Origin of the sequence: Alcaligenes faecalis (assembly GCF_002443155.1) — a bacterium.
GTDB lineage: Bacteria > Pseudomonadota > Gammaproteobacteria > Burkholderiales > Burkholderiaceae_B > Alcaligenes > Alcaligenes faecalis.
This window is the reverse complement of sequence record NZ_CP023667.1, coordinates 1,914,896-1,927,872: the sequence shown is the minus strand read 5'-3', so window position 1 is coordinate 1,927,872 and position 12,977 is coordinate 1,914,896. Positions and strand designations below refer to the sequence as shown.

13 protein-coding genes are annotated in these 12,977 nt (G+C 57.3%); 8 read left to right on the top strand and 5 right to left on the bottom strand.

Annotated elements, in window-relative coordinates; all coding sequences use genetic code 11:
• Positions 1 to 368 precede the first annotated feature (368 nt).
• Complete coding sequence (argH, locus tag CPY64_RS08985) at positions 369 to 1,790, bottom strand: argininosuccinate lyase (RefSeq protein WP_042480943.1); 1,422 nt, start codon at positions 1,788 to 1,790, stop codon at positions 369 to 371.
• Between the two features lie 145 nt (positions 1,791 to 1,935).
• Here argH and CPY64_RS08980 point away from each other — a divergent pair, with 145 nt between their 5' ends.
• The 3 genes from CPY64_RS08980 to CPY64_RS08970 are packed head-to-tail and all read left to right on the top strand — an operon-like array spanning position 1,936 to position 4,497.
• Positions 1,936 to 3,246 carry a mechanosensitive ion channel family protein gene (locus CPY64_RS08980; protein WP_042480942.1) on the top strand — a complete coding sequence of 437 codons (1,311 nt, stop codon included), beginning with the start codon at positions 1,936 to 1,938 and terminating at the stop codon, positions 3,244 to 3,246.
• A gap of 19 nt (positions 3,247 to 3,265) precedes the next feature.
• Positions 3,266 to 3,604 carry a P-II family nitrogen regulator gene (locus CPY64_RS08975; RefSeq protein ID WP_003799650.1) on the top strand — a complete coding sequence of 113 codons (339 nt, stop codon included), beginning with the start codon at positions 3,266 to 3,268 and terminating at the stop codon, positions 3,602 to 3,604.
• A gap of 50 nt (positions 3,605 to 3,654) precedes the next feature.
• Positions 3,655 to 4,497: an aldo/keto reductase gene (locus CPY64_RS08970; RefSeq protein ID WP_042480937.1), complete on the top strand. Its 843-nt coding sequence runs from the start codon at positions 3,655 to 3,657 to the stop codon at positions 4,495 to 4,497.
• Positions 4,498 to 4,585: 88 nt separating this feature from the next.
• On the opposite strand, the gene CPY64_RS08965 is transcribed toward CPY64_RS08970, so the two are convergent.
• Together CPY64_RS08965 and CPY64_RS08960 are read right to left on the bottom strand one after the other, a co-directional pair.
• Complete coding sequence (locus CPY64_RS08965) at positions 4,586 to 5,794, bottom strand: MFS transporter (RefSeq protein WP_042480934.1); 1,209 nt, start codon at positions 5,792 to 5,794, stop codon at positions 4,586 to 4,588.
• A 50-nt stretch (positions 5,795 to 5,844) separates the two neighbouring features.
• A complete protein-coding gene (locus tag CPY64_RS08960) occupies positions 5,845 to 6,420 on the bottom strand; it encodes a chorismate--pyruvate lyase family protein (RefSeq protein ID WP_042480931.1) in 576 nt (191 codons plus the stop codon).
• A 36-nt stretch (positions 6,421 to 6,456) separates the two neighbouring features.
• On the opposite strand from CPY64_RS08960, the gene CPY64_RS08955 reads away from it, so the two are divergent.
• The gene (locus CPY64_RS08955) at positions 6,457 to 7,191 is read left to right on the top strand and encodes a pseudouridine synthase (RefSeq protein WP_042480926.1); all 735 of its coding nucleotides are present in this window, start codon (positions 6,457 to 6,459) and stop codon (positions 7,189 to 7,191) included.
• Between the two features lie 15 nt (positions 7,192 to 7,206).
• Here CPY64_RS08955 and CPY64_RS08950 read toward each other — a convergent pair whose 3' ends face one another.
• Together CPY64_RS08950 and ugpQ are read right to left on the bottom strand one after the other, a co-directional pair.
• Positions 7,207 to 8,061, bottom strand: a complete 855-nt coding sequence (locus CPY64_RS08950; RefSeq protein ID WP_009457117.1) for a 23S rRNA (adenine(2030)-N(6))-methyltransferase RlmJ — start codon at positions 8,059 to 8,061, stop codon at positions 7,207 to 7,209.
• A gap of 25 nt (positions 8,062 to 8,086) precedes the next feature.
• Entirely contained in the window at positions 8,087 to 8,833 is a 747-nt protein-coding gene (gene ugpQ / locus CPY64_RS08945; protein ID WP_080723686.1) for a glycerophosphodiester phosphodiesterase, read from the bottom strand.
• Positions 8,834 to 9,003: 170 nt separating this feature from the next.
• Here ugpQ and CPY64_RS08940 point away from each other — a divergent pair, with 170 nt between their 5' ends.
• The 4 genes from CPY64_RS08940 (at position 9,004) to CPY64_RS08925 (ending at position 12,964) form a co-directional block, all read left to right on the top strand.
• Positions 9,004 to 10,962, top strand: a complete 1,959-nt coding sequence (locus CPY64_RS08940; RefSeq protein ID WP_042480920.1) for a SurA N-terminal domain-containing protein — start codon at positions 9,004 to 9,006, stop codon at positions 10,960 to 10,962.
• 70 nt (positions 10,963 to 11,032) lie between these two features.
• Positions 11,033 to 11,905, top strand: a complete 873-nt coding sequence (locus tag CPY64_RS08935) for a M23 family metallopeptidase (RefSeq protein WP_096917384.1) — start codon at positions 11,033 to 11,035, stop codon at positions 11,903 to 11,905.
• A gap of 21 nt (positions 11,906 to 11,926) precedes the next feature.
• Positions 11,927 to 12,610 (top strand): AzlC family ABC transporter permease, encoded by a 684-nt coding sequence (locus CPY64_RS08930; protein WP_042480917.1) that lies wholly within the window; start codon positions 11,927 to 11,929, stop codon positions 12,608 to 12,610.
• Positions 12,611 to 12,619: 9 nt separating this feature from the next.
• Positions 12,620 to 12,964 (top strand): AzlD domain-containing protein, encoded by a 345-nt coding sequence (locus tag CPY64_RS08925; protein ID WP_042480915.1) that lies wholly within the window; start codon positions 12,620 to 12,622, stop codon positions 12,962 to 12,964.
• Positions 12,965 to 12,977 lie beyond the last annotated feature (13 nt).

Genomic DNA, 12,977 nt, shown 5'->3' with positions numbered 1-12,977 from the left:
ACTAACAGAAGGAGCGTTAACTAGCCTGGTCTCAAACCACAAAATGCGAGAAAAAAGCGATGAGGAAAATCTCTTGCGATCTTAGGGGCGGCTAGCATCAATGCGGCGGGATTAGGCAAGGTAAGCGACACGGGGTAGATTGAAATAAGAATGCCGGTTGCAGGAACGCCATTTTAAGCGGGGGTGAGTTTAATGCTGGTACGAAATAGCCTGGTGTTTTTGACTGATCGCTTCTGGCCGACAGCAGCAGTTCCAGCCCTACCCTAACGCAACTGACAGAACACGACAGATCAAATTTGATTCGATACCTATAAAAAAGCCGCTCCTAGAACAGGAGCGGCTTTTTCTGCTTCCAGCCGAAGCTCTTATCAGCCTGGAGTACGATCCAGAATACGCTGTGCTTCGATACGCACACGCTCGGGCGCGGTGCCGCCGATGTGTTTGCGCGAAGCAACCGAGCCTTCCAGGGTCAGCACGCCAAAAATATCCGACTCAATGCGGCTATCGAACTTTTGCAGCTGTTCCAGGTTCAGATCAGCCAGATCGCAACCCAACTGTTCACATTCACGCACGGCCAAAGCCACGGTTTCGTGGGCATCACGGAAAGGCAGGCCTTTCTTGACCAGGTAATCAGCCAGATCAGTAGCGGTCGCAAAGCCTTGCAGCGCCGCGGCGCGCATGGCTTCTGGCTTGACCTTGATGCCGGAGATCAGGTCTACAAAAATGGTCAGGGTGTCGCGAATGGTATCAGCCGAATCGAACAAGCCTTCTTTGTCTTCCTGGTTGTCCTTGTTGTAGGCCAGTGGTTGGCCTTTCATCAAAGTCAGCAGGGCAATCAGGTGACCATTGACGCGACCGGTCTTGCCACGGGCCAGTTCGGGAACGTCGGGGTTTTTCTTTTGCGGCATGATGGAGCTGCCGGTGCAAAAACGGTCGGCCAGATCAATGAAGCCAACGCGGGGGCTCATCCACAGCACCAGCTCCTCGGAGAAGCGGGAGATGTGCGTCATGATCAGGGCGGCCGCGGCGCAGAACTCGATGGCGAAGTCGCGATCCGACACGGCATCCAGCGAGTTGCGGCATACATCGTCAAAGTTCAGCAGCTTGGCAACCATTTCGCGGTCGATCGGGTAGCTGGTACCAGCCAGGGCGGCAGCGCCCAAAGGCAAGCGGTTCACGCGTTTGCGGCAGTCTTGCAGACGCTCGGCATCGCGTTGGAACATTTCGGCGTAGGCCAGCAAATGGTGGCCAAAAGTAACGGGCTGTGCCACTTGCAGGTGGGTGAAACCGGGCAAAATGGTGTCTGCCTGAGCCAGCGCCAATTCAGCCAGCTTGCGCTGCATCTGGGCCAGCAGGTCCAGGGCAATGTCGATTTCATTGCGCAGCCACAGGCGGATATCGGTGGCGACCTGGTCATTGCGCGAACGGCCAGTGTGCAGGCGCTTGCCCGCATCGCCAATCAGCTCGACCAGACGTTTTTCAATGTTCAGGTGCACGTCTTCCAGGTCCAGCAACCACTGGAACTGGCCTTGGGCGATTTCGTCCAGAATCTGGCTCATGCCGCGTTCAATGTCGGCCTTGTCCTGCTCGGTGATCACACCGACGGCGGCCAGCATGCTGGCGTGGGCCAGGGAACCCTGAATATCAAAGCGGGCCATGCGCTTGTCAAAGTCCACCGACGCTGTGTAGCGTTTGACGAGGTCAGAGACGGGCTCGGAAAAACGAGCCGACCAGGCCATGGCCTTATTGGCGAACTGGTCTTGGGAAGAGGAGGGGGTGTTTGATGACATAGAGGGCAATTATAGTGGATCGGACGGGCTGACGCAGGTCATCCAGTCCCGCAGGAAACAGACGCTGTGCAGTATATTAGATAGTTTTCAGACTCTAGGAAACCATGCGGGCCCTTTTTGGGGCTGGCTGGACAAGGAAGAATACATGGAGCAAGAACGCACCTTTGCCGATTTGTTGGGATGGCAATGGATCGAAGCGTATTTACCGCAGGATCGCTGGGTACAGATTTTGGCCGGTTTGGCCATGCTGACGGTGCTGGTCTGGATTGTCAGCTGGTTGACCAGTTCCGTGCTGTCGCGCCTGGTGCGGCGTTTGCTGAAAGTGGCGGGCAAGGACGATTGGGCGCGTGCCCTGGTCAAGAAGCGCTTTGTGCGCAATGTGGGCTATGCCGTGCCCTTGCTGGTGGTCAGCTCCAATCTGACCTTGCTGCCTCTGGCCAAGACTTTGCTGGAAATCATAGAGCGGGTGGCCTTGCTGGGTTTTCTGGTCTTTCTCATCATGTCGATTGTCAGCCTGTTGGGGGCCTGGCAAGAGGTCTACGCCAATTCCAGCAAGGGGCGTACCAAGTCCATCAAGGGCTATGTGGAAGTGGCCAAGATAGCGGTGTGGGCGATTGGCATTATTGTCATGATCTCCATCATTCTGGATCAATCGCCCGTTCTGTTGCTCTCCGGTTTGGGTGCCTTGTCGGCGGTGCTCTTGCTGGTCTTTAAAGACACTTTGCTGTCGCTGGTGGCCAGCACGCAGATGAGCACCAATGACATGTTGCGCATCGGCGACTGGATCGAAATGAAGCAGGCCGGGGCGGATGGTTTTGTTATTGATATGGCGCTGCACACGGTCAAGGTCCAGAACTGGGACAAGACGGTTACCACCATTCCCACTTACAAGCTGTTTTCCGAGAGCTATCGCAACTGGCGTCAGATGTTTGAATCGGGCGGCCGTCGTATCAAGCGCACCCTGAGCATCGATGCCTCCAGCGTTCGATTTTTGACTCCAACAGAAGTCGATAGCCTGTCGCGCTTTGCCTTGTTGCGCGATTACCTGAACGAGAAAAAAGAAGATCTGGAGCGCTCCAACCAGGAGCTGAGCCGTGCCGGTCTGGATGCGGTCAATTACCGCCGCCTGACCAATCTGGGTACTTTCCGTGCCTATTGCATGGCGTATATCAAGCGCCACCCTGAAATCCATCAGGACATGATTCAGATGGTGCGCATGATGGAGCCCACGGCAGACGGTATCCCTATCGAGGTGTACTGCTTTACCAATAAAACGGCCTGGGTGGACCATGAGCGCATCCAGGGCGATATTTTTGACCACATTCTGGCTGTGCTGCCTGAGCTTGGCTTGCGTCTGTTCCAGTCGCCTACCGGTCGTGACTTGAGCCTGGGCCTGAGCCTGGCGGCAGAAAGTCACCGCCCATCCTTGCCGGGCAGTGCCAAAGATCCTCTTTAAATTTGACGTGCGAGTAACCATGAAACAAATTACGGCCATCATCAAACCCTTCAAGCTGGATGAAGTTCGCGAAGCCCTGGCAGAGCTGGACGTTAACGGCCTGACCGTGACGGAAGTGAAAGGCTTTGGTCGTCAAAAAGGCCATACCGAGCTGTATCGCGGTGCCGAATATGTGGTGGATTTTCTGCCCAAGATTCGTGTGGATATTGTGGTGGCGGCCGATCGTTGTGATGCAATCATCGAAGCCATTATCAAAGCCGCCCATACGGGCAAGATTGGCGATGGCAAAATTTTTGTGACGCCGGTCGAGCAGGCTATCCGTATCCGTACTTCGGAAAGCGGTCGTGACGCACTGTAAGGTGCTCATGGCGGGGCGGGTTTGGACAGTAGTTATGGAAGGACAAGCTGATGCGATATGAAAAACTAGGTTCGGCACCACGTGTTTCGCGTGTAGGCCAAGGCAGTTGGTATGTGGAGCAGGCCGAATGGGCGCAGAGCGTGGCCGCTTTTCAGGCCGGGCTGGACGCAGGCATGAACCATATCGACACCGCCGAGATGTATGGTGACGGGCAAGCAGAAACCTTGATCGGTCAGGCTTTGCAAGGTCGTCGTCACGAGGCGTTTCTGGTGTCCAAGGTCTTGCCCTTTAACGCCAGCCGTCAGGGCGTGATCCGCGCTTGCGAGGCCAGCCTGAAGCGTCTGGGTACGGACTACCTGGATCTGTATTTATTGCACTGGCCCGGTCAGGTTCCTTTGGAAGAAACCTGCGCAGCCTTTGACAGGCTAGTTCAGCAAGGCAAGATCAAGCAATGGGGCGTCAGCAATTTTGATGTGCCGGATCTGGAAGAGCTGTACGACATCGTGGGGCCGGGTGAAATTGCCTGCAATCAGGTCTTGTATCACCTGAACGAGCGCGCGATTGAACACGCGGTCATGCCCTGGTGTCAGGAGCATCAAGTCAGCGTGGTGGCTTACAGTCCCTTCGGTCACGATGATTTCCCCGAGCCGGATTCTGAAGGCGGGGCCTTGCTGGCCGAGATTGCCAGCCACTATCAGGCCACCGCACGCCAAGTGGCTTTGGCCTTTTTGCTGCGTGATCCCAATGTATTTGTGATTCCCAAGGCATCGCGTGCGGCTCATGCCCAGCAAAATGCGGCTGCTGGGGATCTGATATTGCAGCCCGAGCATATTCAGGCACTGGATGCCCAGTTTCCACGCGGACCCAAGCCGGCGTATTTGCCGATGATTTGAACGCAAGAAGAACGGCCCCAAAGCGTTGGATTAATCCAGGTTTTGGGGCCGTTTTCCATGAGCCGTCGCTTTGCGGCAGTTGCTTTGCTTAAGTGGCGAAGTAGGGCTGACGCTTGTTCTTGAAGTACAGCCAGGCCAACGCCAGCATCACCACTGCCGAGATCGGCAGCGTCCAGGTATTGACGCCGTACCAGCCATACACGGCCAGCACACGGCCCGAGGTGAAGGAGGACAAGGCTACACAGGTAAAGATGATGAAGTCATTCAAAGCCTGCACACGGCCACGCTCTTCGGGGCGGTAGCAGTCCACCACCATATTGGTGGCACCGATAAAACCAAAGTTCCAGCCCAGACCCAGCAAGATCAGGCTGACCCAGAAGTGCGGCACCGTCATGCCCAGCAACGCCACAATGCTGGCCAGCCCCAACAAGAGCACGCCTGCAAAGGTGACGGGGATCTTGCCAAAGCGCTTGATCAGGTTGCCGGTAAAGAAGCTGGGGCCAAACATGGCCAGAATATGCCACTGAATCCCCAACGTGGACTCTTTCAGGCTATGGCCGTGCATGACCATGGCCAAGGGTGAGGCCGTCATCAGAAAGTTCATCAGTACGTAGGAAGCCACCCCGGCCACGACCGCAATAATGAAGTAGCTATTGGAGGTAATCTCTCGCAGGGGACGTCCGGTGTAGGGGATTTTCTCTTGCTGATTCCGTGTGCCCGGTGCCAGGCGCAGGCCAAAGGCGAAGGGCAGGACCAGGGCCGCCAGGGCTGCTTGTGCCAGGAAGGCGGCGGCAAAAGGGTGCTCCGGCCAGATATCCTGCGTATGGATAATCGTCTGCGTGGCGATAATCGCTCCCAGCAGCCCCCCGGCCATGACCCAGGAGATGGCTTTGGGCCGGAAGGTATCACTGGCGTCATCGGCGGCGGCAAAGCGATAGCTTTGCACGTAAGAGGCATACAGCCCGGCCAGCAGGGTGCCCACACAGAACATGACAAAGGACAGGCTGTAAATCCCGGCGGCGGCCAGCAGGCCCGCTCCTATGCCCAGCAAGGCACCGATGATGTAGCCGCCCTGGCGTCCCAGGCGGCGCATCAGATAAGCGGCGGGCAAAATGCCCACCGCCAGACCCAGGTTGAAAATACCCACGGGCAAGGTCGCCAGGTCCGGGCTGCTGGCCATCTTCTGGCCGACCAGACTGCTGAGCGCCACAACCAAAGCCGGATTGGCCCCGCCCAGTGCTTGCATTCCAGAAAGAATAAAGGCGTTGCGGCGGCTTGGATCGGCGTGCGTGGACATGGCTGGTCTCGGTATATAACTTTGTTTTATTAGTTAATGCTGAATTTTGGCTAAACCAGTGTAGCACCGCGTGCCCAGAAGGCAGGCATAAAGGATTCGGCTACCAAGAGGGGTTGACCGTGCCGCCAGAAGACGGAGCAGCGCGACAGAATCTGCTGAGCTTGTGGAACCGGCTCGCCACTGGGGTCCAGAGCGCGTTCAATCGTGCGAAAAAAGCTCATGCCGCGGTTCAGACGACAGCTCAAAAAGGCCGAGCGTTGTATCTGGGCATCGTTATAAAGCATGTCGGCCAGCGGACGGCTGCGTAGTCGCCGTATGCCCTGCCAGACGCTGTGCGAGGCGGGCAGGGGCGTGAAACTGCGGGCAATCACGCAGCGGATTCCGTCCACGGCCATGGACACCTCCCGTATCCAGGCCAGCGTGCCTGGCGGCTTTTGAATCAAAGCGGCCTCTTGCGGATTCAGACGGCAAGCGTATTCGCTGACCACTTCCAGATGGACTTTGCCCAGGCGGCGCAGACCGGCAGTCAGGGCGCCGGGACGGTGTAGCCAGTACTTTTGAGCAGGGGTGGCAGAGGGGTGAACCTGCTCATGCCAGGGTTTTTTTGTGCTGGAGGGAAATTTCATGTCCTGTATTATCGCCAAAGCCATAAAATAGCGCTCATGGAAAAAGAACGTATCTCAAAATTAATGGCCCAGCGCGGCATGTGTTCACGCCGTGAGGCGGATGCTTTCATCGAGCGCGGCTGGGTGCGTGTGGACGGTCAAATCGTCTCTGAATTGGGGAGTAAAGCCTACCCCAATCAGAAAATCACACTGGAAAAACAAGCGCGTCAGCGTCAGACCCAACGTGCCACTATCTTGCTGCACAAGCCCGTAGGCTATGTGTCGGGGCAAGCTGAAGCCGGTTATCGCAATGCGGTTTCCCTGATCGGTGCCGCCACGCAGTACAAGGGTGGCCGCGGTGGTCAACGCTTTGACCCGGCGCATTTGCGCGGTCTGGCTCCGGCTGGTCGTCTGGATATTGATTCCACCGGCCTTTTGATCCTGACTCAGGATGGTCGTATTGCGCGGCAGATTATTGGCGAAGACTCGGTCATCGACAAGGAATATCTGGTGCGTGTAACCGGCAAGCTGAGCGAGCGCGGTCTGGAACTGCTGAACTTTGGTTTGAGCCTGGACGGTAAGCCCTTGCTGCCAGCCCAAGTGTCCTGGCAGAACGATGACCAGCTGCGTTTTATCCTGCGCGAAGGCAAGAAACGCCAGATTCGCCGCATGTGTGAACTGGTCGGTCTGAAGGTTGTGGGTCTGAAGCGCGTGCGTATTGGCGATCTGGTGCTGGGCGACCTGCCGATGGGCCAGTGGCGCTACATGAAAGAATCCGAGAGCCTGGCCTAAAGGCAAAGGGGCGGCTTACAGCCCCGAGTGACGAAGTTGAAAGCTGGCCTTGTCATCCTGGGCCAGCGTTTTTGTTAACCACGGCATGCTTTGTTCCAGAGCCTTGAGCAGCGTCCAGGGAGGATTGCTGATGAACAGGCCACTGCCATGCAAACCCAACCCATTTTTGGCCGGAGCACGAACCGACAGGCTGACATGCAGCCAGGGCGTATCCAGTTGCTCCAGCTTGCGTTGCAAGGCCTGCACTTCGGGCCGCTGCACAATGGGATACCACACGACGATACAGGCTTGAGCAAAGCGCTTGAGGGCGTTTTTCACGCTGTTCAAGACCTGCTGGTAGTCGGATTTGGCCTCGTAAGAGGGGTCCATCACCACGATGGCACGTCGTGACGGCGGCGGTAGCAAGCGGCCCAACTGTTCAAACCCATTTTCCGGATACAGACGCACCCGACGGTTGCCCTGGGGGAACAACTGCGCCACGTTATCGCTCAGAACTTCAAATTCGGACGGGTGCAGTTCAAAGCCGTGAAAGCTGTCTTGCGTGCGCAAGCGCTCCAGTGCCAGCCAGGGGGAACCGGGGTAGTAGCGCGCGGTGCCGTCCGGGTTCAGGTCGGCAATGGCATCAATATAGTGTTCTACCAGCTCCGGGTAGTCGTCTTGCTGCAGGACCCGGTCCAGGCCGTCGTAGAACTCGCCCTTGGTTTGCGCCCAGTCGTGCTCCAGATCATAGATACCGGCACCGCAGTGGGTATCGATGATGCTGAAGGCGCTGTCTTTTTGAGCGTAGTAATTAAAGATATGCAGCAAGGTGGCGTGCTTGAGCACATCCGCGTGATTGCCAGCATGAAAGGCGTGACGGTAACTGAACAAGAGAAATCCTGGTGTTGCGGTTTAATTAAAGAGTGTCGGGGCGAATCGTGGTGACTTTATCCGTGAAGATGCCATTGCATCCCCAATCCAGCAGCTCACGCACCCGCTCGGCATCGTTCACGGTCCAGACAGCCACGGTATAGCCCTTTTGCCGAATTTCCTGAACCAAGGCCTGGGTGACGAAGCGGTCGTTCAAATTCAGACCCATGCAGCCCAGGCGCTCCAGACGTTCGGGCCAGTCTGCCGGAACCTCTTCTTCAATCAGCAGGGCGCGGGGCAGGGTAGGGACGGCGTGCTGTGCCGCTTCCAGGGCCGCTTCGGAAAAGGATGATAGCAGGGGCGGCAAGCTGGCCTGTGCCCACAACGCCTGGGCCGCCAGAGCAACCTGTCGCCCCGTTTCGGCTTCGTCCCCGGTCGTAGGCTTGATTTCGATATTGCTGTGAACCTGATTGGCCAGGGTAAAGGCGGCAATCGAACTTAATGTGGGGATGGGCTCGCCGGCGTAGGCCGAGGAATGCCAGGCGCCAAAGTCCAGGGCAGAGAGCTCGGCCAAAGTCAGCCTGGAGGCCCTGCCCTGTCCATTGGACGTGCGGTCCAGATCGTCATCGTGCAGCAGCACAGGAACCGCATCACGGCTCAGTTTGACGTCGTACTCCATCATGCGAAAACCGTTCTGGGCACCGACCCGCATGGCGGCCAGGGTGTTCTCCGGAGCGATCTTGCCGGCGCCGCGGTGGGCGATCAAAGCGGGGTAGGGCCAGTGATGATTCATTGAAGGCATGGCGGACTCGCAAGAGGCGTGATAAAAAGCCAATGTACTATTTTAACCGGGGCTGTACACTGTACGGTTTTCATATACGGTATATTTTCAGGCCGAGCCGGCTCACCGGCCTGATGCGCCACCCGCAGCGCCCTGCTGCAAGCGAAAGTAGGTGATGATTAATGTTCGAGATTATCCGTAAGAACCAACGCGTCATGCAGCTGGTCCTGTTAGTGCTGATTTTGCCGTCTTTTGTATTGATTGGCGTCAGCGGCTACTCCAGCTACGTTTCTGGCGATAGCGATATTGTCAAAGTTGGCGATAGCGCCATTACGTCCCAGGAATTTGATCGTGCGCGCCGCATGCAGCTGGACGATATGCAGCGCAACAATCCTTCCGGTTTTGATCTGGCCCAGGCCGACAGCCTGGATAGCCGTCGTGCATTGCTGGAATCCTTGATTGATCAGCGTGTGCAAATCGAAGTGGCTACCGCTGCTCGCTTCAACGTTTCCGACATTGCTCTGCGCGACTACATCGCCACGATGCCGGAATTTCAGGAAAACGGTTCTTTCTCGCCCGCCCTTTACAGCCAGGTCCTGGCTTCGGCCGGCATCAATACCCGTGACTTCGAGCAAAGCCAGCGCGGCCAGATGGCCTTGCAACGCGTGCTCGGTCCCGTGGCTGCCAGCTCCTCCATGCTGCCCAGCGTGATGAACAAGCTGGAAATCGCCCTGACCGAAGAGCGCGGTGTACGCACACGCAGCTTCCTGACCCGTGATTTCGAATCCAAGGTTCAGATCAGCGATGCCGATCTGCAGGCCTGGTATGACGCCAACAAGCAATCGCTGGAACTGCCCCAGCAAGTCAAAGTGGAATACCTGCTGCTGAATGAAGCGGCGGCCTCCAAAGATCTGGCGACACCTACCGACGATCAGCTCAAGCAATACTACGAGCAAAACAAGGCTCGTTACGTGCAGGCTGGCCGTGTGAACATCAGCCACATTCTGGTGACATTGCCTGCCGGTGCCTCCGATACCGAACGTGAAGCGGCCCAGACCAAGGCTCGCGAACTGGCTGAAAAAGCTCAGGCCAATAAAGAAGGCTTTGCCGACCTGGCCCGTGCCAACTCCCAGGACGAGGGTAGCGCCCGTGAAGGTGGCGAGCTGGGCTGGATCAGCAAAGGCTCCTGGCCGTCCGTGCTGGAAAGCGCTGTATTTGCTTTGAAAAAAGGTGATGTATCGGGTGTGATCGAAGGCCCCAACGGTTTCCATATTTTCAAGAGCAACGAAGTTCAGCCCGAGCAAGGCGAGTCCTTTGAGCAAGCCCGCAGCAAGGTGCAGGACGAAGTGCGCAAGCAGCTGGCTTCCGAGCGCTTTGCCGATATGGCCAGCAAGCTGACCAATCTGGTTTACGACAACGAAGACAATCTGGAAGCCGCCGCCAATGCCTTGGGTCTGACTCTGAAGCAGGCTGAAGGCATCAGCCGACAAGGTTTGATTCCTGCTTCGCAAGTTGAAGGTGATCTGGCCGCCGCCAAGAGCCCTGATGCAGCCGTGCTGGATGACAGCCGTGTTCGCCAAGCCTTGTTCAATGCCGAAACTCTGGCTTCGCGCAAGAATGCAGGCGTTGTAGAAGTGTCGCCTGATACCTTGATTGCCCTGCGCGTAACCGACGTTACCGAGGCTCATGTGCCTGCACTGGATAAAGTACGCACTATCGCTGAGGAAAACCTGCGCCGTGAAAAAGCGGCTGCCTTGGCGGTTCAAGCCGGTGAGGACTACTTGAAGCAGCTGCAAGCCGGTACCGAGCCTGAGGACTTCTCGGCCCAGTTTGCCGTGAGCCGTGCGGAATTCCCCGAGATGGACGAAGCCTTGCTGAACAAGGTTCTGGCCAACCCCGTGGACAAGTTGCCTGCCTATGTGGGTGATCGCCAGCCCCAGGGCTACACCGTGGTGCAGATTCTGAGCCATGAGCCCGGCAAGTCCGGCAACCCTGGTCTGGACATGCTGACAGCACAGTTGACCCAAGCCATGGCCCGCACCGAGACCCAGGCCGTTCTGCAAGCCATGCGTGTGGAAGAGAAGGTTCAGATTCTGCCAGAAGCAGAGAAAGAGTTGACCTCCACAGGCGAAAATGAATAAAGCGGCTTGAATCAGAGCCCGTAACCCTGGAGCCAGCAGGCTCCAGGGGTGTTTTTCAAAGAGCATTCTGATGAATCACACTGATAGTTCCCTGGTACGGCGGCGCCTTTTAGGCGCCGCAACTGTTTGGGGCCTGACGGCACCGTACTTGGCCTATGCTGCGCCTGAGCAGGGCACCTTTATCGAGCGCACCTTGCATCGCCCTGTGCCGGGCGGGGTGGCGGTGCTGGACCTGGGGGCGGGTGGCTCAGCGCCTGTGGTGCACTTCAATGGCAACCGTGTGCTGGTGATTCAGGATGCTGATCAGCGCTGGAAAGCGATTGTCGGACTGGATCTGAAAACTCAGCCAGGCCCGCATAGCCTTTCGGTGCAAGGACAGTCGGGCGTGGCGTTTCAAGTTGGCAGCAAGCGTTACCGCGAGCAGCGCATCACCCTGAAAAACAAGTCACATGTGAATCCGGACCCGCAACAGCAGGCCCGTTTTGAGCGCGAATACGAGGAGCAGATGCAGGCATATGCCAGCTTCCGCACAGAAGGCCCCAGCAATGTGGTCTTTGAAAAGCCGGTACCGGGTCGCCTGACCAGTCCGTTTGGTCTACGTCGTTTTTTCAATGGTGAAGAGCGTAACCCGCATTCGGGTTTGGATTTCGCTGCACCTACCGGCACGGCGGTCAAAGTGCCTGCTGACGGGATTGTCACCATCGTGGCGGATTACTTCTTTAACGGTAAAACCGTATTTGTGGATCATGGTCAGGGCCTGATCACCATGTTCTGTCACTTGTCGGCTTTTGATGTGCGCGTGGGAGATCGTGTCAGCAGGGGCGATGTGGTGGCGCGTTCCGGCGCAACGGGCCGTGCGACTGGCCCTCATTTGCACTGGAACGTCAGTCTGAATAACGCACGGGTGGACCCCGCTATCTTTATTGGTGCATTCCAGGCCTAGGCAGGCCATGCAAGGTTTTTCATGATCATCGGTTCGGCATATCGACGGGGCTTGCGAGACAGCGCCTCTATCGCCCTGGGCTATGTCCCCGTCGCGATTTCCTTTGGCTTGACAGCTGTGCACGCAGGCTTGTCGCCCTGGCTGGCAGTCATGGTGTCCCTGATTGTGTACGCGGGAGCCAGTCAGTTCATTTTGATCAGTCTGCTGGTTGCAGGTGCCGCCTATCCCAGCATTTTGGGTATTGTGCTGCTCATGAACCTGCGCCACGTGTTCTATGGCCCAACCTTGATGGGCTTTTTTACCGGTCCCAGAACTGTCTCCAGTCTGTTCATGGCTCCTGGCCTGACCGATGAGGTCTTTGCCGCTTCCGCAGCCGGAGTAGCCCGCCAACCGGCCCAGGAGCAGGAGTCCTGGTACTGCGGCCTGCAGCTGGGTTCTTACCTGTCATGGGTGCTGGGCACTGCCGTAGGGGCCTTCTTCGCCAGTGATTTGCTGGGTCAATCCCCCGTGCTGGAAAAGACGCTGGGCTTTGTCTTGCCCGCCTTGTTCTTTGCCTTGCTGCTGGAAATCCGCCAATCTGCACCTTTGCCGGTGTTGGTGGCTGCCGCGGTAGGGGCTGTGCTGGCCATGGCTTTCTTGCCATCATATCTGGCGATTATTGTCGGCATGCTAGCCGGTGGTTTGATGGCCTTGCGCCGCGCTTAAGGAGTAGAGATGGATTGGAGTTTTCTGCTCATGATTGTGCTGGCGGGTGTAGGCACATTTTTGATTCGTTACCTGCCTTTGCGTTTGGGTGGACGACAGGGCAAGGCGGACCCCAGCCGCGTTTCGATCTGGCCACGCCTGTTTGGGGCCATTGGCCCGGCAGGTGTGGTGTCCTTGCTGGTCGTGTCCCTGATCTCCTTGTTGCGCCCTGAGCATATGTCTCTGGACTTGCCGCCTTTGCTGGCGGGTCTGGCAGGGGTGCTGCTGGGCCGTCGCTGGCCAGGTGGCATCGCGGGGTCAACATTGACTGGCGTGCTGGCCTACGGCCTGTGCGTGGCTTACGTGGGTGTGTAAGTCGCTTGTCTCC

Excerpts from the sequence above, each read along its gene's own strand:
- argH (WP_042480943.1), bottom strand. The coding sequence starts at position 1,790 with ATGTCATCAAACACCCCCTCCTCTTCCCAAGACCAGTTCGCCAATAAG.
- CPY64_RS08980 (WP_042480942.1), top strand. The coding sequence starts at position 1,936 with ATGGAGCAAGAACGCACCTTTGCCGATTTGTTGGGATGGCAATGGATC.
- CPY64_RS08975 (WP_003799650.1), top strand. The coding sequence starts at position 3,266 with ATGAAACAAATTACGGCCATCATCAAACCCTTCAAGCTGGATGAAGTT.
- CPY64_RS08970 (WP_042480937.1), top strand. The coding sequence starts at position 3,655 with ATGCGATATGAAAAACTAGGTTCGGCACCACGTGTTTCGCGTGTAGGC.
- CPY64_RS08965 (WP_042480934.1), bottom strand. The coding sequence starts at position 5,794 with ATGTCCACGCACGCCGATCCAAGCCGCCGCAACGCCTTTATTCTTTCT.
- CPY64_RS08960 (WP_042480931.1), bottom strand. The coding sequence starts at position 6,420 with ATGAAATTTCCCTCCAGCACAAAAAAACCCTGGCATGAGCAGGTTCAC.
- CPY64_RS08955 (WP_042480926.1), top strand. The coding sequence starts at position 6,457 with ATGGAAAAAGAACGTATCTCAAAATTAATGGCCCAGCGCGGCATGTGT.
- ugpQ (WP_080723686.1), bottom strand. The coding sequence starts at position 8,833 with ATGAATCATCACTGGCCCTACCCCGCTTTGATCGCCCACCGCGGCGCC.
- CPY64_RS08940 (WP_042480920.1), top strand. The coding sequence starts at position 9,004 with ATGTTCGAGATTATCCGTAAGAACCAACGCGTCATGCAGCTGGTCCTG.
- CPY64_RS08935 (WP_096917384.1), top strand. The coding sequence starts at position 11,033 with ATGAATCACACTGATAGTTCCCTGGTACGGCGGCGCCTTTTAGGCGCC.
- CPY64_RS08930 (WP_042480917.1), top strand. The coding sequence starts at position 11,927 with ATGATCATCGGTTCGGCATATCGACGGGGCTTGCGAGACAGCGCCTCT.
- CPY64_RS08925 (WP_042480915.1), top strand. The coding sequence starts at position 12,620 with ATGGATTGGAGTTTTCTGCTCATGATTGTGCTGGCGGGTGTAGGCACA.